Genomic DNA, 22,130 nt, shown 5'->3' with positions numbered 1-22,130 from the left:
GCGCCGCGCGGTGTGGCAGTCCCGCCGCGCACTCATACCGCCTCCGCGCTACGGTGGCAGGGTGGGCTCGAAGGCGACGCGGACGCGGCAGCGGTGGGGGTTGGTCACCGCCGCCGGCCTCCTGCTCGCCCTCTCGGGCCTCGCGCTCGCCTTCCAGGGCGCTCCTGTCTTCACCGGCCTCCGGTTCACCCCGCCGGCCGCCGACCTCCAGCCGCACCCGGGGGAGCAGGAGCGGGCCACCGGCACGCCCGCGCCGCAGGACGTCCCGCACGAGACCCGCATCGACCTGACCTGGGTGACCTACGCGGTCATCGCGTTGATCGTCGTCGTCCTGCTCGCCCTGCTCTACCGGTACCTGCGGCGGAGGCTGCGCCCCGAGTACCCCGGCCTCGACGGCGATGTCGACGGGTCCACCGAGGGTTCCGTCGCGCCGGAGCCGCCCGCGCAGCCGCGGCCGGAGCGCGTGCGCCGTGGCCTCGATCGCGCCCTGGATCTGCTCGGCGAGGGCCGGGAGCCGCGGGACGCCATCGAGCGGGCGTGGCTCGGGCTGGAGGAGGGCGCAGCGGACAGCGGCGTCCACCGGCTCCCGGCCGAGACGCCGGGGGAGTTCGTCAGGCGCGTTCTCGCCCGGGTCGCGTCCGACCGGGATGCCGCCGGCGGCCTTCTCGACCTCTACCTGCGCGCCCGGTTCAGCGACGCGCCCGTGACCGCGGCCGACGTCGACGCGGCCCGCGCCGCGATCGAGGCGTTGCGCGCGTCGTGGGGGACGGCCGCGGCGGACGGGGCGCGCCGATGACCCGGGCGCGGATGGTCCGGCGCGCCGTGGGGTGCGTACTCGCGGCCGCGATCGTCGGGGTGGCGGCCTGGTTCTTCGGGATGGACGCCCCGCATTCCGTCGGGCTGGGGTTCGTGGTCTTCGCGCTCGGCGCCATGCTGTCGCTCCTCGGCGAGCAGGCCGAGGTGACCTGGCCGGTCCCGTCGCCGCAGCCGCGGGCGGGCGCGCGGCGGGACGTCGTGCAGCTCGGCTGGGCGCTCGGCGCGCGCGGCGGACGGGTGTCGCCCGAGGCGGTCCGCCGCCTTCGCGGGCTCGCCGCCGAGGTGCTCGACCGGTACGGGGTGCAGCTCGACGACCCTGCCGCCCAGCCGGAGGTCGTCCGGCTGCTGGGGGAGCAGACCGCCGGGATGCTGCGCAAGGGCAGCGCGGCCGCCCCGCGCCCGAAGGAGTTCGCGGCGTCGCAGGCGCGGTTGGAGGCGCTGGCCGTGCCCGGCGCGGCGGCGGACGGCACGAACGACCTCGAACCGCCGGCCGGCGCTCGCCCCGCCGTCCCGCTCACCGCAGACACGACAGGAGCCGCATGACCCCGGACACGTCCAGCACCGCCACGTCCAGCACCGCCACGTCCACCTCGACAGCCGAGACCGCGCTCCCCGTCACCGAGGTCGCCCGGCTCGGCGCCGAGGTCCTGAACCGGGTCGAGTCCGTCGTCGTCGGCATGCGCGAGCCCCTGCACATCGCGCTCGCCACCGTCCTCGCCGGCGGCCACGTGCTGTTCGAGGACGTCCCTGGCCTCGGCAAGACGCTCGCCGCGCGGAGCATCGCGAGCGCCGTCGGCCTGGACTTCCGGCGGCTGCAGTGCACGCCCGACCTGCTGCCGTCCGACATCACCGGCTCGTTCGTCTACGTGCCCTCGACCGCCGAGTTCGAGTTCCGGCCGGGTCCGGTGTTCACGGGGCTGTTCCTCGCGGACGAGATCAACCGCACCTCGCCGAAGACCCAGTCGGCGCTGCTGGAGGCGATGGCCGAAGGGCAGGTCTCCGTGGAGGGGCGCAGCTTCCCCCTGCCGCGGCCGTTCCACGTCGTCGCGACCGCGAACCCGATCGAGTCGGAGGGCACCTACGCGCTCCCGGAGGCGCAGCTCGACCGGTTCATGGTGCGGCTCGGCGTGGGCTACCCGGACGCCGACGGCGAGACGCAGGTCCTCCTGGCCCGCGTCGCGCGGCGGCACGAGGTCGCCACGGTGGAGCCCGTCACGGACGCCGCGACACTCCTGGCCATGCAGGCCGGGGTCGAGCGCGTGGACGTCGATCCCGACATCGCCGCGTACTGCGTGCGCCTGGCCGCCGCCACCCGCCGGCACCGCTCCGTCGAGGTCGGCGCCTCGCCGCGCGGGTCGCAGGGCCTCCTCCTGGTCGCCCGCGCGCTGGCGGTGCTCGCCGGCCGGGACTTCGTCATCCCCGACGACGTCAAGCGCGTCGCCGTACCGGTCCTCGCGCACCGCCTGACGCTGACCGTGCAGGCGTGGACCAGCGGCGTGAGCGCTGCCCAGGTGGTCCTGGAGGTCGTGTCCTCCGTGGCGGGGCCGCCGGCGGTCGGGACGCGCGAGCGGGAGGCCGCGGACTGATGTCGCTGTGGTCGCGGGCGCGCATGCCCGGCCCGCGCGAGCGGACGGAGCCGCCGGCCGGCGGGTCCGGGTGGGCGCTGAGCCCGGCGGTGACCGCGGCCGCGATCGTCGCGGCCGTGTGCCTGGTCGCGGCGTTCGTGCTGTCGCGCCTGGAGCTGGTGCTGGTCGCGGCCCCGCTGCTGCTGGCGGCGGTCCTCGGCTGGTCGTCGCGGCCGGACTCCGCGGCCGCGCGCGCCCGGGTGACCATCTCCGGCGACGACCCGGACGGCCGCGTGCGCGTCGACGCGGTGGCCGAGGCGGACGGGCGCGTGGACGGCGTGCACCTGCGGATCCACCGGACCGACCGCCGCCCGGAGGACGCGGTGGTGACGCCGCGGGAGGCCGCCCGGCTGCGCTTCCGCGTCGCGGTCTCGCACTCCGGCCCGCAGCGGATCCTGTCGCTCGCCGCCCGCGGGATCGGGCCGGACGCCGCGTGGACGGGCGACCCGGGTGTCCCCGCGGTCGCGGAGCGGGTGGTGCGGCCCGCCGCGCAGCGGATCCGCAGCCTCCCGCTGCCCGCGCGCCTGCTCGGACTGACCGGCGGCCACGTGTCCGCGCGGCCGGGCGACGGCGGCGAGTTCCGGGACATCGACCGCTTCCGACCGGGCGACCGGCTCCGCCGAATCGACTGGAAGGCGACCGCCCGCCTCGCGCAGCGCCCGGGCGAGCTCTACGTGCGGCGGACCACGGCGACCTCCGACGCGGCGGTGCAGTTGGTGCTGGACGCGCGCGACGACGTCCCGGGCGCCGTCGCCGGCTGGGCGGCGCCGTACCAGCGGCCCGGGGCGACCTCCCTCGACGTGGCGCGGGAGGCCGCGGTCTCCCTGGCGGGCGCGTACGCCGCCGCGTCCGACCGGGTCGGGTTCGACGACCTCTCCGACGCCCGCCGAGCCCTGCCGCCGCGCGCGGGCGCACGTCACCTGCACCGGGTCCTGCGGGCGGTCGAGCTGACCACCGCGCACGGGTCGGCGACCGAGCGCGCGCGGGCGCCGCGGCTCGCGCAGGGAGCGGTCGTGTTCGTGATGTCCACGTTCCTGGACGACCAGGCCATGCGCCTGGCGCTCACCTGGCGCGCGGCGGGACACCGGGTGGTGGCGGTCGACGTGCTGCCGCCGCGCGCCGTGGATGAGCTCCCGGCCCGGGAGCGGCTGGCGCTGCTGGTCGTGGACCTGGAGCGCGGGCTGCGCCTGGACCGGCTGCGCGCCGCGGGAGCGGAGTTGCTGGAGTGGACGTCGCCGGACCGCGACGCGATGCTGCGGCGGCTGGCGACGCCACGGAGGCGGGGATGAGCGCGGAGACGGGGACGAGCGGCGTCCAGCCCCCGCCCACACCCGACCTCGGCCTCACCGTCCCGGCCTGGTCCCTCCGCGTCGCATTCGCCGTCGTCGCCGTCCCGCTGGCCGTCACCACCGCCCCCAGCGGCCCGTGGCCCGGCGTGGCCGTCCTCCTCACCGCGGTCGCCCTCGCTGTCCCGCGGTGGCGGGTCGCCTGGGTCCTCATCGCCGTGCTCGCGTTCTCCACGCTCCTGGAGCCGGGGACGCTCACCCTCCGGCTGCTCGCCGTGATCGCCGCGGTGCACGTGCTGCACGTCCTCGCGGCGTGGATGCTCGTGCTGCCCGCGACCGCCCGGGTGCAGCCGGCGGTGTGGCTGCCGTCGCTGCGGCGCGTGATCCTCATCCAGGTCCCGGTGCAGGCGGTCGCGATCGTGCTGCTGCTCGTCGCCCGGCCGGCGGCGGCGCCCTGGCTGGCGGTGGTGTCGGGCGGCGCGATCGTCGGGCTGGTGGTCCTGCTGGCGGCGCTCCTGCTCGCCCGGCCGCGGGTGTGAGCAGCGCGCGGAGTTGGAATGTCGGTGGTCCGGCGTACGCTCGCGCGTGGTCGCACATCCCCTGTCCGGGTTGCTAGAATCGAACAAAGCTTCGAACCCGCCGGCGGGGCCTCCGACGGGGGAACCGTGCTGGTGCGCGGTGGGCGAACACGCGGGTGGGGCGACGTCGAATAGCGGAGAATGGAACGAGTGAGCACTCTGAGTAGCAGGAGTTCGGCAGGCAATCCGAGCAAGGTCGTGGGGTCGCACCTCAGCGTCCGCGGGGCGCGGGTGCACAACCTCCACAACGTCGACCTGGAGATCCCGCGCGACTCCCTGGTCGTCTTCACGGGTCTGTCCGGCTCGGGCAAGTCGTCGCTCGCGTTCGACACGATCTTCGCCGAAGGGCAGCGCCGCTACGTCGAGTCGCTCTCGGCGTACGCGCGGCAGTTCCTCGGCCAGGTCGACCGGCCGGACGTCGACTTCATCGAGGGCCTGAGCCCGGCGGTGTCGATCGACCAGAAGTCGACCAACCGCAACCCGCGGTCGACAGTCGGCACGATCACCGAGATCTACGACTACATGCGCCTGCTCTGGGCGCGTATCGGCGTCCCGCACTGCCCGGTCTGCGGCGAGAAGATCCAGCGCCAGACGGTGCAGCAGATCGCCGACCAGCTCATGGAGCTGGAGCCGGGCACGCGCTACATGGTCGTCAGCCCCGTCATCTCGCAGAAGAAGGGCGAGTTCGTCGACCTCTTCAAGGAGCTCGCCGCGAGCGGATACTCGCGTGCGCTCGTGGACGGCGAGCAGATCCAGCTCAGCGAGCCGCCGACGCTCAAGAAGCAGTACAAGCACGACATCTCCGTCGTGGTCGACCGCCTCGTGGCGGGGCCGGACATCCTCAGCCGGCTCACCGACTCGCTGGAGACCGCGCTGCGGCTCACCGACGGCCTGGTGCAGGTCAACTTCGTGGACCGCGAAGGTCCCGCGGCGTGGCAGTCGTTCAGCGAGAAGCTGTCCTGCCCCAACGGCCACCCCATCCAGCTCACCGAGATCGAGCCCCGCACCTTCTCGTTCAACGCCCCGTTCGGCGCCTGCCCGGAGTGCTCCGGCCTCGGCACGCGCATGTCGGTGGATGAAGACCTCCTGCTCGGCGACGACTCGCTCAGCATCGCCGAGGGCGTCATCGTCCCGTGGACGACGCAGGGCAAGGGCCTCTTCAACTACTACGAGAAGCTGCTCGACGGCCTCGCGCGCGACCTCGGCTTCTCGCTGAGCACGCCGTGGAAGAAGCTCCCGCAGAACGTGCGGGAGGCCGTGCTGCGCGGCGACAACTTCGAGGTCAAGGTGCGGTGGAAGAACCGCTACGGCCGGGAGATGTCGTACACGTCCGGCTTCGAGGGCGTCGTGCCCTACATCGAGCGTCAGTACATGCAGGCCGAGACCGACACCCAGCGCGCCCGCTGGGCCGAGTACCTGCGCGAGGTGCCGTGCCCGGTCTGCCAGGGCAAGCGGCTGAAGCCCGAGGTGCTCTCGGTGCTCGTCCACGGCGCGTCGATCGCGGACGCGTCCCTGCTCAGCCTCTCCGACGCGCGTGCGTTCATGGAGAAGCTGCACCTGACCGAGCGTGAGCAGAAGATCGGCGCGCAGGTGCTGCGCGAGATCAAGATCCGGCTCGACTTCCTCATCCAGGTCGGCCTGAGCTACCTCGACCTCGCGCGGGCGGCGGCGACGCTGTCCGGCGGCGAGGCGCAGCGCATCCGGCTCGCGACCCAGATCGGGTCGGGCCTCACCGGCGTGCTCTACGTGCTGGACGAGCCGAGCATCGGCCTCCACCAGCGCGACAACCGCCGGCTGATCGACACGCTCGTCGCGCTGCGCGACCTCGGCAACACGCTGATCGTGGTCGAGCACGACGAGGACACCATCCGCACCGCCGACTGGATCGTCGACATCGGCCCCGGCGCCGGCGTCAACGGCGGCCACGTCGTGCACTCCGGCTCCTACGACGAGCTGCTCGCCAACACCGAGTCGCTGACCGGCGACTACCTGGCCGGCCGGCGGGAGATCGTCCTCCCCGAGAAGCGCCGCAAGATCGACAAGAAGCGCGTGATCCGCGTGGTGGACGCGGAGGCCAACAACCTGAAGAAGGTGTCGGTCGACTTCCCGCTCGGCGCGTTCGTGGCGGTCACCGGCGTCTCCGGCTCGGGCAAGTCCTCGCTGGTCAACGACATCCTGTACCGCGTGCTCGCGAACAAGCTCAACGGCGCCCGCAAGCTCCCGGGCAAGCACCGCACGGTGACCGGCCTGGAGAACCTCGACAAGGTCGTGCACGTCGACCAGGCGCCGATCGGGCGCACGCCGCGCTCCAACCCGGCGACCTACACGGGCGTGTTCGACCGCATCCGCACCCTGTTCGCCGAGACGCCGGAGGCGAAGGCCCGCGGCTACCTGCCCGGCCGGTTCAGCTTCAACGTCAAGGGCGGGCGCTGCGAGGCGTGCTCCGGTGACGGCACGATCAAGATCGAGATGAACTTCCTGCCCGACGTCTACGTCGCGTGCGAGGTCTGCGGGGAGCGCGGTACAACCGCGACACCCTGACCGTGCACTACAAGGGCAAGAACATCGCCGAGGTCCTGGACATGCCGATCAGCGAGGCGGCGGAGTTCTTCCGGCCGATCTCGGCGATCCACCGTTACCTGCAGACGCTCGTGGACGTCGGCCTCGGCTACGTCCGGCTCGGCCAGAGCGCGACGACGCTGTCCGGCGGCGAGGCGCAGCGCGTGAAGCTCGCGACCGAGCTGCAGCGCCGCTCGAACGGCCGCAGCGTCTACGTGCTCGACGAGCCGACCACCGGCCTGCACTTCGAGGACGTCCGGAAGCTCCTGCTGGTGCTGAACGGCCTGCTCGACAAGGGCAACACGGTCATCGTCATCGAGCACAACCTCGACGTCATCAAGTCGGCGGACTGGATCATCGACATGGGCCCGGAGGGCGGCGCCGGCGGCGGGACGGTCATCGCGACCGGGACGCCCGAGCAGGTCGCCGAGACGCCGGGGAGCCACACGGGTTACTTCCTCAAGGAGCTCCTCCAGGGGGAGGGCGCTCTCGGCAGCGAGCGTGTTCGCGGCGCCGCGTAGGATCGCGCTGTGAGTACGGACACGGTCGGCTACCGCCCCAAGGCCGGCGAGATCCCCACGCAGCCGGGCGTCTACCGGTTCCGCGACAAGAACCGGCGGGTGCTCTACGTCGGCAAGGCGAAGAACCTCCGCGCGCGGCTGAGCAACTACTTCCAGCCGCTGCGCAGCCTCCACGAGCGCACCCGGCGCATGGTCACCACGGCGGCCAGCGTCGAGTGGACGGTGGTCGCCAGCGAGTTCGAGGCGCTCCAGCTCGAATACACCTGGATCAAGGAGTTCAACCCGCCGTTCAATGTGCAGTTCCGGGACGACAAGTCGTACCCGTACCTCGCGGTGACGCTGGGGGAGCGGATCCCGCGCGTGATGGTGACCCGCAACCGCAACCTCAAGGACGCGCGCTACTTCGGCCCCTACACGAAGGTCTGGGCGATCCGCGACACGGTCGACCTGATGCTGAAGGCGTTCCCCGTGCGCAGCTGCTCGGACGGCGTCTACCGCCGCGCCGAGCTGACGGGACGGCCCTGCCTGCTCGGCGACATCGGCAAGTGCGCCGCACCCTGCGTCGGCCGGATCAGCCCGGAGGACCACCGCGAGCTCGCCGAGGACTTCGTCTCGTTCATGGCGGGCAACGACACCAAGTACATCCGCGACCTCACCGACAAGATGAAGCAGGCCGCGAGCACCCTCGACTACGAGGCCGCCGCGCGGCACAGGGACGCCATCCAGGCGCTGGAGCAGGCGATGGGCAAGAGCGCCGTCGTGCTCCAGGAGAACGTCGACCTGGACGCCTTCGGCATCGCGCACGACGAGCTCGCCGCCGCCGTGCAGCAGTTCATCGTCCGCGGCGGCCGCATCCGCGGTGTGCGCTCCTGGGTGGTCGACAAGGAGCTCGACATCACGCTCGGCGAGCTGGTCGAGACCGTGCTGCAGAACGCCTACGAGGGCACCGACGCCCCGCCGCGCGAGATCATCGTGCCCGAGCTGCCGGAGGACGCGACCGAGCTGGAGCAGTGGCTGATGGCGCGCCGCGTGGAGGCCGACGAGGCCGGCCCGGTGCGCCGCGGCCCGAAGTCGACCGGCCGGGTCGAGCTGCGGGTCGCCCAGCGCGGCGACAAGGCCGCGCTCGCCCAGACCGCGGAGATGAACGCCAAGAACGCACTCATCCTCTACAAGACCCGGCGCAGCTCCGACTTCGTCGCCCGGTCGAAGGCGCTCAACGACATCCAGGACGCCCTCGGCATGGCGGACGCCCCGCTGCGCATGGAGTGCTTCGACGTCTCGCATCTGAGCGGCACGAACATCGTCGCCTCGATGGTGGTGTTCGAGGACGGCCTGCCACGCAAGGACCAGTACCGCCGCTTCAGCATCCCCGAGTCCACCGACGACACCGAGTCGATCTACCAGGTCATCTCGCGCCGGCTGGCGTACCTGAAGGACGGGGCGGACCAGCCGGAGGACGCCGAACAGCCGGACATCGAGCAGCGCGACAGCGACGGCGACGACCCGCGGATCGACGTGGACGCCGAGCTCGCCGAGGCCGCAGAGCGCCGCCGCCGCAAGTTCTCCTACCCGCCGAACCTCCTCATCGTGGACGGCGGCCAGCCGCAGGTCGCCGCCGCGCAGCGCGCGCTGGACGAGTCCGGCGTCACCGGCATCCAGCTCGCCGGCATCGCCAAGCGGCTGGAGGAGATCTGGCTGCCGGACTCCGACTTCCCGGTCATCCTGCCGCGCAACAGCGACGCCCTCTTCCTGGTGCAGCGCCTCCGCGACGAGGCGCACCGCTTCGCGATCACCTACCAGCGGGCACGGCGTAAGCGCGACATCTCCACCGTTCTCGGCGAGATCCCCGGCCTCGGACCGGCGCGCGTGAAGGAGCTGCTGAAGCACTTCGGCTCCGTGGCGCAGCTCCGGCAGGCGACGCCCGAGCAGATCGCGGAGGTGCGCGGGGTCGGCCCGACGATCGCGGCCGCCGTGCACGAGCGCCTCGCCGCCGGCTGAGCGCGCGCCCGCCCCGAAGGAGGGGTGCGCGCAGACGCGCACCGTTCCCGGAAACCGCCTCGGCCCGGCGGGTCAGTCGGTAGGCTGGTCGCACCCGGTCAGAGAAGGAGACAACGTGGCGAGCGACGCCGACACGAACACCGAGCAGCAGGAAGTGCTGATCGTGACCGGGATGTCGGGGGCGGGCCGGTCGACGGTCGCCAACGCCCTCGAAGACCTCGACTGGTACGTGGTCGACAACCTCCCGCCGCAGATGCTCCGGCCGCTGATCGAGCTGGCGAACCGCGCCGAGTCGGGGCTGCCGCGCATCGCCGCGGTGGTCGACGTCCGCGGGCGCAACTTCTTCGAAGACCTTCAGTCGATGATCCAGAGCCTGCGCGAGGGCACCAAGGTGCGCGTGCTGTTCCTGGAGGCCTCCGACGCCGTGCTCGTGCGCCGCTTCGAGCAGGTGCGCCGGCCGCACCCGCTGCAGGGCAACGGCACCATCCTCGACGGCATCGACGCGGAGCGCGCGCGGCTGCGGGAGATCCGCGAGGCGAGCGACATCATCGTCGACACCACGGACCTGAACATCCACCAGCTCGCCACCAACATCACCGAGACCTTCGCCGCGGAGGACACCGCCGGCGTGCAGGTGACGGTGATGAGCTTCGGCTTCAAGTACGGCCTGCCGCCGGACGCCGACCTGGTGGCCGACGCGCGGTTCCTGCCGAACCCGTTCTGGAACCCCGAGCTGCGCCCGCACACCGGGCTGGACGAGATCGTCCGCGAGTACGTCCTCCAGCAGGACGGCGCCGAGGAGTTCATCTCCGGCTACGTCGCCGCGATGCGCCCGATCTTCGCCGGCTACCAGCGGGAGAACAAGCGGCACGCGATGATCGCGATAGGCTGCACGGGAGGGAAGCACCGGTCCGTCGCGATAGCCGAAGAGCTCGCGGCCCGGTTGAGGGGCTTCCCCGGCGTCGCGGTCAACACCAAGCACCGCGACCTGGGCCGTGAATGATGCCGGCCGCCCACTTCACGGCGTGACCCGCGCCGTCTTTCACAGTTAGGAATCCGATTGGCTCTCACCGCCGACGTCAAAGACGAACTCACGAAGGTCGAAGTCAGCAAGACGACCGTCCGCGCCGCGGAGCTCGCGACCATCCTGCGGTTCTCCGGTGGACTGCACCTGATCGGCGGCCGGATCGCGGTCGAGAGCGAGCTGGACACGCCCGAGCTCGCCCGCCGTGTGCGCAAGGACCTCGCCGAGCTGTACGGCGTCCGCAGCGACGTGTCCGTGATCTCCGCCTCCGGCGTCCGCCGCGCCAGCCAGTACCTCGTGCGCGTGCTGGAGGGCGGCGAGACGCTCGCCCGCCAGACCGGCCTGCTCGACGCCCGCCGCCGCCCGATCCGCGGCCTCCCGAACCGGCTCACCACAGGTTCCCGCGACGAGCTCGCGGCCGTCTGGCGCGGCGCGTTCCTCGCGCACGGCTCGCTGACCGACCCGGGCCGTTCCGCCGCGCTGGAGGTCACCTGCCCGGGCAACGAGGCCGCGATGGCCCTCGTCGGCGCCGCCGGCCGCCTCGGCGTGTCCGCCAAAGCCCGCGAGGTGCGCGGCGTGCACCGCGTCGTCATCCGCGACGGCGAGGCGATCAGCGCGATGCTCGTCGTGATGGGCGCGGTGGACACCGTCGCCAACTGGGAGGAGCTGCGCCAGCGCCGCGAGGTGCGCGCGACCGCGAACCGCCTGGTCAACTTCGACGACGCCAACCTGCGCCGCTCCGCCCAGGCCGCCGTCGCCGCGTGCTCCCGCGTCGAGCGCGCCCTGGAGATCCTCGGCCCGGACGTCCCGGAGCACCTGCGCTACGCCGGCGAGCTGCGCCTGGCGCATCGCGACGCGAGCCTCGACGAACTCGGCCATCACGCCGACCCGCCCATGACGAAGGACGCCGTCGCCGGCCGCATCCGCCGGCTCCTGGCGATGGCCGACAAGAAGGCCTCCGAGCTGGACATCCCCGGCACCGACGCCAACCTCCCCGCCGACCTGGATGAGGTGTAGTTTCCGGATGGGCGTGCGGCCGGGAAGGAACCCCGGGCCGGCCGGGTTGCCCTCACTAGACTGAAGAAGTCGCCCGAATCGGGTCTCGAAGATGAACAACTGTGGAGATGAGTAATGGCTGACTACACGCTCGCCGAACTTCCGTACGACTACTCGGCCCTGGAGCCGAACATCAGCGGCCGGATCATGGAGCTGCACCACGACAAGCACCACAAGGCGTACGTGGACGGCGCCAACACCGCGATCGCCAAGCTGCAGGAGGCGCGCGACGCCGACGACCTGACCTACGTCAACAAGCTGCAGAAGGACCTGGCGTTCAACCTCGCCGGCCACGTCAACCACACCGTGTTCTGGAACAACCTCTCCCCGGAGGGCGGCGACAAGCCGACCGGCGAGCTGGCGGCGGCGATCGACGAGTTCTTCGGCTCGTTCGACAAGTTCCGCGCCCACTTCACCGCCTCGGCGCTCGGCATCCAGGGCTCCGGCTGGTCGATCCTCGCGTGGGACTCGCTCGGCCAGAAGCTCATCATCGAGCAGCTCTACGACCACCAGGGCAACCTCGCGGCGGCCACCATCCCGCTGCTGCTGCTCGACATGTGGGAGCACGCCTTCTACCTCGACTACGTGAATGTGAAGGCGGATTACGTCAAGGCGTTCTGGAACATCACCAACTGGGCGGACGTGTCCGACCGGTTCGTGAAGGCCCGCGAGAAGACCTCGGGTCTGCTGCTACTGTCGTAGCGGGTGGGCGTCCCGGGAGGGAGAGCCTTCCCGGGACGCCGCCGTCCGCCTGAAAACACCCACATGGCGCCGCCCGGCGCCCCCACGAAGCAACGGGAGACATCTGTGTCCGTAAAGATCGGAATCAACGGGTTCGGTCGCATTGGTCGCAACTACCTGCGCGCGGCCCTCGCCAAGGGAAGCGACCTGGAGATCGTCGCGGTGAACGACCTCACCGACAACAAGACGCTCGCCCACCTGCTCAAGTACGACTCGATCACGGGCCGCCTGGACGCCACGGTGGAGCTGGAGGGCGACAGCATCGTCGTCAACGGCAAGCCGATCAAGGTCCTGGAGGAGCGCGACCCGGCCAACCTCCCGTGGGGCGACCTGGGCGTCGACATCGTCATCGAGTCCACCGGGCGCTTCACCAAGGCCGCCGACGCCAAGAAGCACCTCGAGGCCGGCGCCAAGAAGGTCATCATCTCCGCTCCGGCCACCGACGAGGACGCCACGTTCGTCATCGGCGTGAACGAGCACCTGTACGACCCGGAGAAGCACAACATCATCTCCAACGCGTCGTGCACCACCAACTGCCTTGCGCCGCTGGCCAAGGTCTTCAACGACGAGTTCGGCATCGAGCGCGGTCTGATGACCACGGTCCACGCCTACACCGCCGACCAGAACCTGCAGGACGGCCCGCACAGCGACCTCCGCCGCGCCCGCGCCGCCGCGATCAACATCGTGCCGACCTCCACCGGCGCCGCCAAGGCGATCGGCCTGGTCCTCCCGGAGCTCAAGGGCAAGCTCGACGGCTTCGCGCTGCGCGTGCCGGTCCCCACCGGCTCGATCACCGACCTGACCGTCACCGCCTCGCGCCCGGTCACCATCGACGAGGTCAAGGCCGCGTACAAGAAGGCCGCCGAGGGCCCGCTCAAGGGCATCCTCAAGTACACCGAGGACGAGATCGTCTCCTCCGACATCGTCTCCGACCCGCACTCGTCGATCTTCGACTCGGGTCTGCTGCGCGTCCTCGGCGACCAGGTCAAGCTCTCCAGCTGGTACGACAACGAGTGGGGCTACTCCAACCGTCTGGTCGACCTGACCGAGTACGTCGCCGAGCGTCTGTAAGGGCCGGAACCGACGTGACGCTCCGCACCCTCGACTCACTCGGTTCGCTCGCGGGAAAACGCGTCGTCGTCCGCTGTGATCTGAACGTCCCCCTCCAGGACGGGAAGATCACGGACGACGGCCGCGTGCGAGCGTCGATTCCCACCCTGGACGCCCTGATCAATCAGGGCGCCAAGGTGGTCGTGATCTCCCACCTGGGCCGCCCGGAGGGCGCGCCCGACTCGAAGTACAGCCTGGCGCCGGTGGCCCAGCGGCTCTCTGAGCTGCTGGGCAAGCCGGTGACCTTCGCGCAGGACACCGTCGGCGCGGGCGCCGAGTCCGCGGTCGCCGGCCTGAAGGACGGCGATGTCGCCCTGCTGGAGAACCTCCGGTTCAACCCGGGGAGACCGCCAAGGACGAGGCGGAGCGCACGGCGTTCGCCGCCAAGCTCGCGGCGTTCGGCGACGCCTTCGTGTCGGACGGTTTCGGCGTGGTCCACCGCAAGCAGGCCAGCGTGTACGAGCTCGCGAAGGCGCTCCCGAGCGCTGCGGGCACGCTCATCGCGGCCGAGCTCGACGTGCTCGACCGGCTCACCGAGAACCCCGAGCGGCCGTACGCGGTCGTGCTCGGCGGCTCCAAGGTGTCCGACAAGCTCGGCGTGATCGGCCACCTGCTGCCGCGCGTGGACTCGCTGCTCATCGGCGGCGGCATGCTCTTCACCTTCCTCGCGGCGCTCGGCCACAAGGTGGGCTCCAGCCTGCTGGAGGCCGACCAGCTCGACACCGTGAAGGGCTACCTGGCGAAGGCCGAGGAGCTCGGCGTGCAGATCGTCCTGCCGCGCGACGTGGTCGTGGCCTCGAAGTTCGGCGCCGACGCGGAGCACGTGGTGCGCCCGATCGACGGCATCGAGGACACCGACTGGGGCGCCTCCGGGCTCGGCCTCGACATCGGCCCGGAGACGGGCGAGCTGTTCTCGGAGTACATCCGCGGCGCCCGCACGGTGTTCTGGAACGGCCCGATGGGCGTCTTCGAGCTGGCGCCGTTCGCGGCGGGCACGAAGGCCATCGCGCAGGCGCTCACCGAGGTGGACGGCCTCAGCGTGGTCGGCGGAGGAGACTCCGCGGCCGCCGTGCGCGCGCTCGGTTTCGCCGACGATCAGTTCGGTCACATTTCTACCGGTGGCGGTGCGAGCCTCGAGTTCCTCGAGGGCAAGCACCTGCCGGGTCTGGAGGTCCTGGGATGGCAGCAGTGAACGAGTCCGTGCGGCGGGTCCCGCTGATCGCGGGCAACTGGAAGATGAACCTCGACCACCTGCAGGCGATCGCGGTCGTCCAGAAGCTGGCGTGGACCCTCAAGGACGCCGGGCACGACTACTCGGCGGTCGAGGTCGCGGTCTTCCCGCCGTTCACCGACCTGCGCAGCGTGCAGACGCTCATCTCGGCCGACAAGCTGCCGATCGCGTTCGGCGGCCAGGACGTCTCCGAGCACGACTCGGGCGCCTACACCGGCGAGGTGGCGGCGTCGTTCCTCGCCGCCCTGGAGTCGCGCTATGTGATCATCGGCCACTCGGAGCGGCGCACGCTGCACAACGAGACCGACGAGCAGGTCGCGGCGAAGGTCGCGCAGGCCATCAAGAACAACATCGCGCCGATCATCTGCGTCGGCGAGACGGCGGAAGACCTGGAGACGCACGGCGCGAGCGCCGTCCCCGTCGCCCAGCTGCGTGCCGCCCTGGCGTCCGTCGACTCGGCGGCCGACTTCGTGGTCGCCTACGAGCCGGTCTGGGCCATCGGGTCCGGTCAGGCGGCGACGCCGGAGCAGGCGGAGCAGGTGGCCGCGGCGCTGCGCGCGGTCATCGTCGAGAAGCTCGGCGAGGAGGTCGCGGCCAAGACGCGCATCCTCTACGGCGGCTCGGTGAAGTCGGGCAACATCGCCGGCTTCATGCGCGAGCCGAACGTCGACGGCGCGCTCGTCGGCGGCGCGAGCCTCGACGTGGCCGAGTTCTCGGCCATCATCCGCTACCAGAAGCACGTCGGACTCTGACGGCGCGCGGCGGCTCCCCGAACGTCGGGTGAGCCGCCGCGCCCTTCGGCGGTTATACTGGCTGTTGGTTTTGTCGGGCGCGAGCCCGGTCGCATCGAAAGGTCAAGCGTGCAGATTCTCACGGTCATCCTCCAGGTCTTGCTGGGGATCACCAGCCTCCTGCTGACCCTCCTCATCCTGTTGCACAAGGGACGCGGCGGCGGCCTCTCCGACATGTTCGGCGGCGGCGTCACCTCCAACCTGGGCGCGTCGGGCGTCGCAGAGCGGAACCTCAACAGGATCACCGTCATTCTCGGGCTCATCTGGATCACCTGCATCGTCGTCCTCGGGCTCATCACCAAGTTCAGCGCCTAACGGCGCGCCTTCACCAGAGGAGAAGCATGGCATCCGGAGGAAGCGCCATCCGTGGCTCGCGCGTCGGCGCGGGCCCGATGGGCGAGCAGGACCGCGGTTTCCACGCCGAGCGCGTGGCCATCTCGTACTGGGACGCCCTCGGCAACGAGACCGTCCGTTATTTCGCGGCGAACCTGCCCGACGAGGAGATCCCCGATGTGATCGACTCGCCGTCCACCGGCCTCCCGGCCGGTCGCGACAAGGAGAACCCGCCGTCGGTCGCGAAGACCGAGCCCTACAAGACGCACCTGGCCTACGTGAAGGAGCGCCGCTCGGAGGAGGAGGCGGAGCAGCTGCTCGAAGACGCCCTCAACCAGCTCCGCGCCCGCCGCGGCAAGCCCACCAGCAACTAGAGCCAAACGAAAGAAGCCCCGCCGGTCTCAGACCGGCGGGGCTTCTTCCTGTCTGCGTTTTCAGCAGCTGGGGGCTCAGTAGCTCGGGGCGATGAGGTTCTCCGGCACGTTGACCGAAGCGTCCTTGTCCACGAAGAACACGGTGCGCTTGCGGCCCTTGGCGCCGGCGACCGGCACCTCGGTGTAGCTCGCGCCCGCGAGGGCGAGGCCGAGGGCGCTCGCCTTGTCGCTGCCCGACAGCACCAGCCAGATCCGGTCGGAGGCGTTGAGCACCGGCCGGGTGAGGCTGAGCCGCAGCGGCGGCGGCTTCGGCGACTCGCGCTCCACGATCACGGTGGCCTCCGTCTCGCGGATGCCGGCGCGGTCGGGGAACAGCGACGCGATGTGGCCGTCCGGCCCGACGCCGAGGAAGGTGATGTCGAACTTCGGGAAGGTCGCGCCCTCCGGGGCGAACGCCTCGAGCTCGGCGGCGTAGACGCGCGCAGCCTCCTCGATGTCCGGGATCTCGTCCGAGGCCGGGAACGGGTGGATGTTCTCCGGAGGGACCGGGAGGTGGTCGAGGAGCGCCTCGCGCGCCTGACGCTCGTTGCGCTCCTCGCTCGACTTCTCGACGAACCGCTCGTCACCCCACCAGAAGTGCACCTTCGACCAGTCGATGGTGTCGCGCGCGGGGGAGCCGTTGACGGCCTCCAGTACGGCGATGCCCATCGTTCCGCCCGTCAGCGCGACGTTCGCCGCGCCCAGGTCGTCGAGGATGTCGATCGTCTTGGTGAGGAAGCGCGCGGCCACCGACGCGGCGAGTGCTTCCTTGTCGGGGTGGACGAGCACCCGCCGTTCGTTCGTCATGCTGTCGCGCCCGCTCCTTCGTCGGAGGCCTCGAGCAGCCCGAGACCCTTCGTGATGACCTCACCGTACAGGTCGTCGGGGTCCAGCCTACGCAGTTCCTCGGCGAGACAGTCCCGGAGGCTGCGGCGCGGCAGCGACAGGTCGTGCGTCGGCTGGCCGGGCTGGGACAGCCGTGCGATGTTCGGGACTTCGCGCTCCAGCTCGATGGTGCCGGTCGCGCGCTCCATCTTCACGCCGTGGATGCCGCCGGAGCCGATCGCGCGCGATGCGAGGTCGTACTTCACGGGCACCTGGAGCTGCAGGCGCAGCCAGGCGGCGAGCAGGAGCGTGGAGGGCGAGTCGGCCGCGCCAGCGACATCCACCGCCGTGATCGGCTCGTACGGCGGCTGGTCGAGCACCGCGGCGAGCTGCGCCCGCCACAGGGTGAGCCGCGTCCAGGCGAAGTCCGTGTCGCCCGGGGCGTACGTCTCTGCCAGGTGGAACAGCGCCTCCTGCGGGTTCGGCTGGGCCGACGCGTCGGTGATCCGGATCGTGGCGATCCGGCCGAGCGGGGAGGTCGACGCCTTCGCGGGCGCGATCCCCGGCCACCAGACGACGACGGGGGCGTCGGGGAGCAGGAGGCCGGTGACCAGCCCCTCCTCGTCGCTCGCGGTCTCGCCGTAGGCGCGGAGCACGATGACCTCGCTGGCGCCCGCATCGCCGCCGACGCGGATCTGGGCGTCGAGGCGCCCGGAGTCCGTGTGGCTGCGCTCCTCCTCGGTCGAGACCACGATGACGCGCATCGGGTGCTCGCGGGAGGCGTCGTTGGCGGCCTCGATGGCCTCCTCCTCCTGGCCGAGGTGGGTCGCGATGATGAGCGTCAGCACGCGGCCGAGGGCGACGGCGCCGCCCTCCTCGCGGATCTTGACGAGCGCCTTCGAGATGTTGCTCGTCGTGGTGTCGGGCAGATCGACGATCATGGACGCCTCCAGACGCGGCCGTCGCGGGCGAGGAGCTCGTCGGCGGAAGTCGGGCCCCAGGTTCCGGGGCGGTACTGCTCGGGCTGGCCCTGCGTGGCCCAGAACTCCTCGATCGGGTCGAGGATCTTCCAGGACAGCTCGACCTCCTCGTGCCGCGGGAACAGCGGCGGGTCGCCCAGCAGGACGTCGAGGATGAGCCGCTCGTAGGCCTCCGGGCTCGCCTCGGTGAAGGCGTGGCCGTAGCCGAAGTCCATGCTCACGTCGCGCACCTGCATGCCGGCGCCGGGGACCTTCGAGCCGAAGCGGATGGTCACGCCCTCGTCGGGCTGCACGCGGATGACGAGCGCGTTCTGGCCGAGCGCGCTGGTCTGCGACTCCGCGAAGAGCTGCTGCGGCGCGCGCTTGAAGACCACCGCGATCTCGGTGACCCGGCGGCCCAGGCGCTTGCCCGCGCGCAGGTAGAACGGGACGCCGGCCCAGCGGCGGGTGCCGATGTCGAGCTTGATGGCCGCGTAGGTCTCCGTGGTGGACTCGGGGTTCATCCCGTCCTCCTCCAGGAACCCGACGACCTTCTCGCCGCCCTGCCAGCCGCTGCCGTACTGACCGCGGGCGGTCGACTTCGCCAGGTCCTCCGGCAGCCGCACGGCCGCGAGCACCTTCTCCTTCTCGGCGCGCAGGTCCGCGGCGTCGAACGAGATGGGCTCCTCCATCGCCGTGAGGGCGAGGAGCTGCAGCAGGTGGTTCTGGATGACGTCGCGCGCCGCGCCGATGCCGTCGTAGTAGCCGGCCCGGCCGCCCACGCCGATGTCCTCGGCCATCGTGATCTGCACGTGGTCGACGTAGTTGGCGTTCCAGATCGGCTCGTACAGCTCGTTCGCGAAGCGCAGCGCCAGGATGTTCTGGACCGTCTCCTTGCCGAGGTAGTGGTCGATGCGGAAGACCGAGTCGGGCGGGAAGACCGACTCGACCACGTGGTTGAGCTCGCGCGCGGTCTTCAGGTCGCTGCCGAAGGGCTTCTCGATGACGACGCGGCGCCAGCCGGTGCCGGACTGGTCGGCCAGCCCCGACTTCTTGAGCTGCTCGGTGACGAGCGGGAACGCCTTCGGCGGGATGGACAGGTAGAACGCGTGGTTGCCCATCGTGCCGCGCTCGACGTCCAGCTTCTCGACGGTCTCCTTGAGCCGCTGGAACGCCGCGGCGTCGTCGAACTCGCCCGAGACGAAGCGGACGCCCTGGGCGAGTTGCTTCCAGACGTCGTCGTCGAACGGGGTGCGCGCGTACTGCTTGACCGCGTCGTAGACGACCTTCTCGAAGTCCTGGTCCTCCCAGTCGCGCCGGGCGAACCCGACGAGCGAGAAGCCGGGAGGCAGGAGGCCGCGGTTCGCCAGGTCGTAGACCGCCGGCATCAGCTTCTTGCGCGACAGGTCACCCGTCACGCCGAAGATGATGAGGCTGCTCGGCCCCGCGATGCGGTTGAGGCGACGATCGGAGGGCAACCGCAGGGGGTTGAACTCCGGGGTGATCTCCACCGGTGACATCTGGCTCCTCTAGTTGACGGCCTCGAACAGCGCGACCACATCGGCCTCGGGGTTCGAGAGGGTCAGGGTCAGCACCGGGCGGCCGTGCTCGCCGAGCACGCTCGCGTCGCCGGCGGCCTGGGCCTGGATGAGCTGGCCGAACGTGAACGGACGGCCGGGGATCTCGAGGTCCTCCGGGGCCACCGCGGTGATCTGCAGGAACACGCCGACGGCGGGGCCGCCCTTGTGGAACTGACCGGTCGAGTGCAGGAAGCGCGGACCCCAGCCGAAGGTGACGGGGCGGCCGGCCTTGGCGGCGAGCAGGTCGCGGATGCCCGCGAGCTGCGGCAGCGCCAGGCGGTCGACGTAGGCCTGGACCGAGACGTAGCCGTCCGGTCCGAGCTGCGCGAGGAGGGCGTCCACGGCTCCGTCGAGCGTCGAGGCGTCGCCGAGGAACGACCCGGTGGTGCGCACCTCGACCCCGCCCGCGGTGAAGGCGGGCGCGACGGGCTCCGGACGGTTCTCCAGCAGCGCACGGGCGGCGACCTTGGCGGCCTCCACGTCGGGCTGGTCGAACGGGTTGATCCCGAGCAGGCGACCGGCCACCGCGGTGGCGTACTCCCAGACGATGAGCTGCGCGCCGAGGCTGCCGGAGACGAGGATCTCGCCCTCGTGCCGGTCGGCGGGGAACAGGTGACGGGCCTCCGCGTTGGCGACGAGCCGGACGACCTGCAGGTCCGCCGGCTTCGACGTGAGCTCGGGGGCGAGCGTGTCGAGCACGACGGGGAGCAGGCCGGTGCCCTCCTTGCCGGTGGACTCCGCGATGAGCTGCTCGGCCCAGTCGGCGAACCCGACGATGTGGGTGCCGTCCGAGACGATGCCCAGCTTGTCCTTGAGCGGGTTGGTGCCGGCGATGGCCGCCCCGAGCACGAGGCCCGGGTTGGCGTCGTTGTCGACGGCGAGCTCGATGAGCGTCGCCTCCGCCTCGTCCAGCAGCTCCGAGATGTCCACGCCGGCGAGGCCGGACGGGACCAGCCCGAACGCGGTCAGCGCTGAGTAGCGGCCGCCCACGTTGGGGTCGGCGTTGAAGACGCGGTAGCCCGCCTCGCGCGCCGACTGGTCGAGCGGGGAGCCCGGGTCGGTGACGACGACGATGCGCTCCGTCGGGTCGATCCCGGCGTCGCGGAACCACTTCTCGTAGACGCGCTTCTGGCTGTCGGTCTCCAGGGTCGAGCCCGACTTGGAGGAGATGACGACGGCGGTCGCCTGCAGGCGGTCGCGCAGGGCCGAGAGCACCTGACCGGGGTCGGTCGAGTCGAGGACCGTGAGCTCGGCCTCCGCGGTGCGGGTGATGACCTCGGGCGCGAGCGAGGAGCCGCCCATGCCCCCGAGGACGATGTGGTTGACGCCCTTGGCGTGCAGCTGCTCGCGCAGCGCGACGATCTCGGCGACCAGCGGCCGGGAGATCGCGACGGCCTCGGTCCAGCCGAGGCGCTTGGCGGCCTCCGGCTCGGCGGCGGGGCCCCAGAGGGCCGGGTCCTGCGCGGTGATGCCGGAGGCGACCCGGTCGGCGACGAGCTGCGGCACGACCGACGCGACGGCCTGAGCCGCCGCGCCGGTCACGTGGATGCGGAAGGTCACTTGGCGGCCTCCAGAGCGTTGCTGACGGTCTCGACGAGCTCGCCCCACGAGACGTTGAACTTGTCGACGCCCTCGCCCTCCAGCGTGGCGGTCACGTCGTCGTACGAGATGCCGAGGCCGGCCAGCGCGTCGAGGACGGCCTTCGCGTCGGCGTAGTTGCCGGTGACGGTGTCGCCGGCGATCTGGCCGTGGTCGAAGGTCGCCTCCAGCGTCTTCTCGGGCATGGTGTTGACCGTGTTCGGCGCGACCAGCTCGGTGACGTAGAGGGTGTCGGGCAGGCTCGGGTCCTTCACACCGGTGGAGGCCCAGAGCGGACGCTGCTCGTTGGCGCCCGCGGCCACGAGGGCCTTGGCACGGTCGGTGGCGAACTCCTGCTCGTACAGCTCGTAGGCGAGGCGGGCGTTCGCGACGCCGGCCTTGCTCTTGAGCGCGTGGGCCTCATCCGTGTCGATCGCCGTCAGGCGCTTGTCGACCTCGGTGTCCACGCGGGACACGAAGAACGACGCGACCGACTGGATGCCGGAGAGGTCGATGCCCGCGGCCTTGGCCTTCTCCAGGCCGGTCAGGTAGGCGTCGATCACCTGGCGGTAGCGCTCGAGGCTGAAGATCAGCGTGACGTTGACGCTGATGCCGGCCGCGATGGTCTCGGTGATGGCCTCCAGGCCCTCGACCGTCGCCGGGATCTTGATGAGCACGTTGGGCTTGTTCACCTTGGCGGCGAGCTTCTTGGCCGCCTCGATGGTGCCGTGCGCGTCGTGCGCCAGGCCGGGCTCCACCTCGATGGAGACGCGGCCGTCGACGCCGTTGCTGGCCTCGAACACGTCGTGGAAGATGTCGCTGGCGTCGGCGACGTCATCGGTCGTGATCTCGAAGATCGCGTCCTCGACGCTCGTGCCGGCGGCGGCGAGCTCCTTCACCTGGGCGTCGTACGCCTCGCCCTTGGAGAGGGCCGCGGCGAAGATCGTCGGGTTGGTCGTCACGCCGACGACGTTGCGCTCGGCGATCAGCTTCTGGAGGCCGCCGGTGGCGATCCGCTCGCGGGACAGGTCGTCCAGCCAGATGCTGACGCCCGCGGCGGAAAGCTCGGCCGTGGGGGAGGAGGTGGTGGAAGTGGTGTCGGTCAT

At 71.3% G+C, this 22,130-nt stretch carries 18 protein-coding genes and 2 pseudogenes; 15 read left to right on the top strand and 5 right to left on the bottom strand.

Going from position 1 to position 22,130, the window contains the following annotated elements; genetic code table 11:
- The first annotated feature begins 61 nt into the window (after window positions 1-61).
- The 15 genes and pseudogenes from ACQ86L_RS03210 to ACQ86L_RS03140 all read left to right on the top strand — a co-directional run bounded on the left by ACQ86L_RS03210 (window position 62) and on the right by ACQ86L_RS03140 (window position 16,043).
- A complete protein-coding gene (locus ACQ86L_RS03210; protein WP_434317665.1) occupies window positions 62-796 on the top strand; it encodes a DUF4129 domain-containing protein in 735 nt (244 codons plus the stop codon).
- Window positions 793-1,359 carry a hypothetical protein gene (locus ACQ86L_RS03205; RefSeq protein WP_434317664.1) on the top strand — a complete coding sequence of 189 codons (567 nt, stop codon included), beginning with the start codon at window positions 793-795 and terminating at the stop codon, window positions 1,357-1,359. Before ACQ86L_RS03210 ends, ACQ86L_RS03205 begins: the two co-directional genes overlap by 4 nt.
- Window positions 1,356-2,402: an AAA family ATPase gene (locus ACQ86L_RS03200; protein ID WP_434317663.1), complete on the top strand. Its 1,047-nt coding sequence runs from the start codon at window positions 1,356-1,358 to the stop codon at window positions 2,400-2,402. Before ACQ86L_RS03205 ends, ACQ86L_RS03200 begins: the two co-directional genes overlap by 4 nt.
- Window positions 2,402-3,730: a DUF58 domain-containing protein gene (locus ACQ86L_RS03195; RefSeq protein WP_434317662.1), complete on the top strand. Its 1,329-nt coding sequence runs from the start codon at window positions 2,402-2,404 to the stop codon at window positions 3,728-3,730. Before ACQ86L_RS03200 ends, ACQ86L_RS03195 begins: the two co-directional genes overlap by 1 nt.
- Window positions 3,727-4,266 (top strand): hypothetical protein, encoded by a 540-nt coding sequence (locus ACQ86L_RS03190; protein WP_434317661.1) that lies wholly within the window; start codon window positions 3,727-3,729, stop codon window positions 4,264-4,266. The genes ACQ86L_RS03195 and ACQ86L_RS03190 overlap by 4 nt, the downstream gene beginning before the upstream one ends.
- 180 nt (window positions 4,267-4,446) lie before the next feature.
- Window positions 4,447-7,385 (top strand): annotated as a pseudogene (gene uvrA / locus ACQ86L_RS03185) (excinuclease ABC subunit UvrA).
- A 9-nt stretch (window positions 7,386-7,394) separates the two neighbouring features.
- Entirely contained in the window at window positions 7,395-9,383 is a 1,989-nt protein-coding gene (gene uvrC / locus ACQ86L_RS03180; RefSeq protein ID WP_434317660.1) for an excinuclease ABC subunit UvrC, read from the top strand.
- Window positions 9,384-9,498: 115 nt separating this feature from the next.
- Window positions 9,499-10,386 carry an RNase adapter RapZ gene (rapZ, locus tag ACQ86L_RS03175; RefSeq protein ID WP_434317659.1) on the top strand — a complete coding sequence of 296 codons (888 nt, stop codon included), beginning with the start codon at window positions 9,499-9,501 and terminating at the stop codon, window positions 10,384-10,386.
- Between the two features lie 57 nt (window positions 10,387-10,443).
- Complete coding sequence (gene whiA / locus ACQ86L_RS03170) at window positions 10,444-11,424, top strand: DNA-binding protein WhiA (protein WP_434317658.1); 981 nt, start codon at window positions 10,444-10,446, stop codon at window positions 11,422-11,424.
- Between the two features lie 114 nt (window positions 11,425-11,538).
- Window positions 11,539-12,165 carry a superoxide dismutase gene (locus ACQ86L_RS03165; protein ID WP_345834922.1) on the top strand — a complete coding sequence of 209 codons (627 nt, stop codon included), beginning with the start codon at window positions 11,539-11,541 and terminating at the stop codon, window positions 12,163-12,165.
- Between the two features lie 105 nt (window positions 12,166-12,270).
- The gene (gap, locus tag ACQ86L_RS03160; protein WP_434317657.1) at window positions 12,271-13,275 is read left to right on the top strand and encodes a type I glyceraldehyde-3-phosphate dehydrogenase; all 1,005 of its coding nucleotides are present in this window, start codon (window positions 12,271-12,273) and stop codon (window positions 13,273-13,275) included.
- Window positions 13,276-13,289: 14 nt separating this feature from the next.
- Window positions 13,290-14,506: pseudogene (locus tag ACQ86L_RS03155) on the top strand (phosphoglycerate kinase).
- The gene (gene tpiA, locus ACQ86L_RS03150) at window positions 14,494-15,297 is read left to right on the top strand and encodes a triose-phosphate isomerase (protein WP_434317656.1); all 804 of its coding nucleotides are present in this window, start codon (window positions 14,494-14,496) and stop codon (window positions 15,295-15,297) included. Before ACQ86L_RS03155 ends, tpiA begins: the two are co-directional and overlap by 13 nt.
- 108 nt (window positions 15,298-15,405) lie before the next feature.
- Window positions 15,406-15,651, top strand: coding sequence for a preprotein translocase subunit SecG (gene secG / locus ACQ86L_RS03145; RefSeq protein ID WP_179605831.1), 246 nt, complete (start codon window positions 15,406-15,408; stop codon window positions 15,649-15,651).
- A gap of 26 nt (window positions 15,652-15,677) precedes the next feature.
- Window positions 15,678-16,043, top strand: a complete 366-nt coding sequence (locus tag ACQ86L_RS03140) for an RNA polymerase-binding protein RbpA (protein WP_179605832.1) — start codon at window positions 15,678-15,680, stop codon at window positions 16,041-16,043.
- Between the two features lie 75 nt (window positions 16,044-16,118).
- On the opposite strand, the gene pgl is transcribed toward ACQ86L_RS03140, so the two are convergent.
- Genes pgl through tal form a run of 5 tightly spaced genes read right to left on the bottom strand, consistent with a single transcriptional unit; the run spans window position 16,119 to window position 22,130 of the window.
- Complete coding sequence (gene pgl, locus ACQ86L_RS03135; RefSeq protein ID WP_434317655.1) at window positions 16,119-16,889, bottom strand: 6-phosphogluconolactonase; 771 nt, start codon at window positions 16,887-16,889, stop codon at window positions 16,119-16,121.
- Window positions 16,886-17,848 carry a glucose-6-phosphate dehydrogenase assembly protein OpcA gene (locus ACQ86L_RS03130; protein ID WP_434317654.1) on the bottom strand — a complete coding sequence of 321 codons (963 nt, stop codon included), beginning with the start codon at window positions 17,846-17,848 and terminating at the stop codon, window positions 16,886-16,888. The genes pgl and ACQ86L_RS03130 overlap by 4 nt, the downstream gene beginning before the upstream one ends.
- Window positions 17,845-19,386 carry a glucose-6-phosphate dehydrogenase gene (gene zwf / locus ACQ86L_RS03125; RefSeq protein ID WP_434317653.1) on the bottom strand — a complete coding sequence of 514 codons (1,542 nt, stop codon included), beginning with the start codon at window positions 19,384-19,386 and terminating at the stop codon, window positions 17,845-17,847. Before zwf ends, ACQ86L_RS03130 begins: the two co-directional genes overlap by 4 nt.
- A 9-nt stretch (window positions 19,387-19,395) precedes the next feature.
- Window positions 19,396-21,006 (bottom strand): glucose-6-phosphate isomerase, encoded by a 1,611-nt coding sequence (locus ACQ86L_RS03120; protein WP_434317652.1) that lies wholly within the window; start codon window positions 21,004-21,006, stop codon window positions 19,396-19,398.
- Window positions 21,003-22,130: a transaldolase gene (tal, locus tag ACQ86L_RS03115; RefSeq protein ID WP_434317651.1), complete on the bottom strand. Its 1,128-nt coding sequence runs from the start codon at window positions 22,128-22,130 to the stop codon at window positions 21,003-21,005. Before tal ends, ACQ86L_RS03120 begins: the two co-directional genes overlap by 4 nt.

The sequence above is a fragment of the Leifsonia sp. P73 genome, from assembly GCF_051059105.1.
Classification (GTDB): domain Bacteria; phylum Actinomycetota; class Actinomycetes; order Actinomycetales; family Microbacteriaceae; genus Leifsonia.
This window is presented reverse-complemented; position numbering and strand designations above follow the sequence as displayed.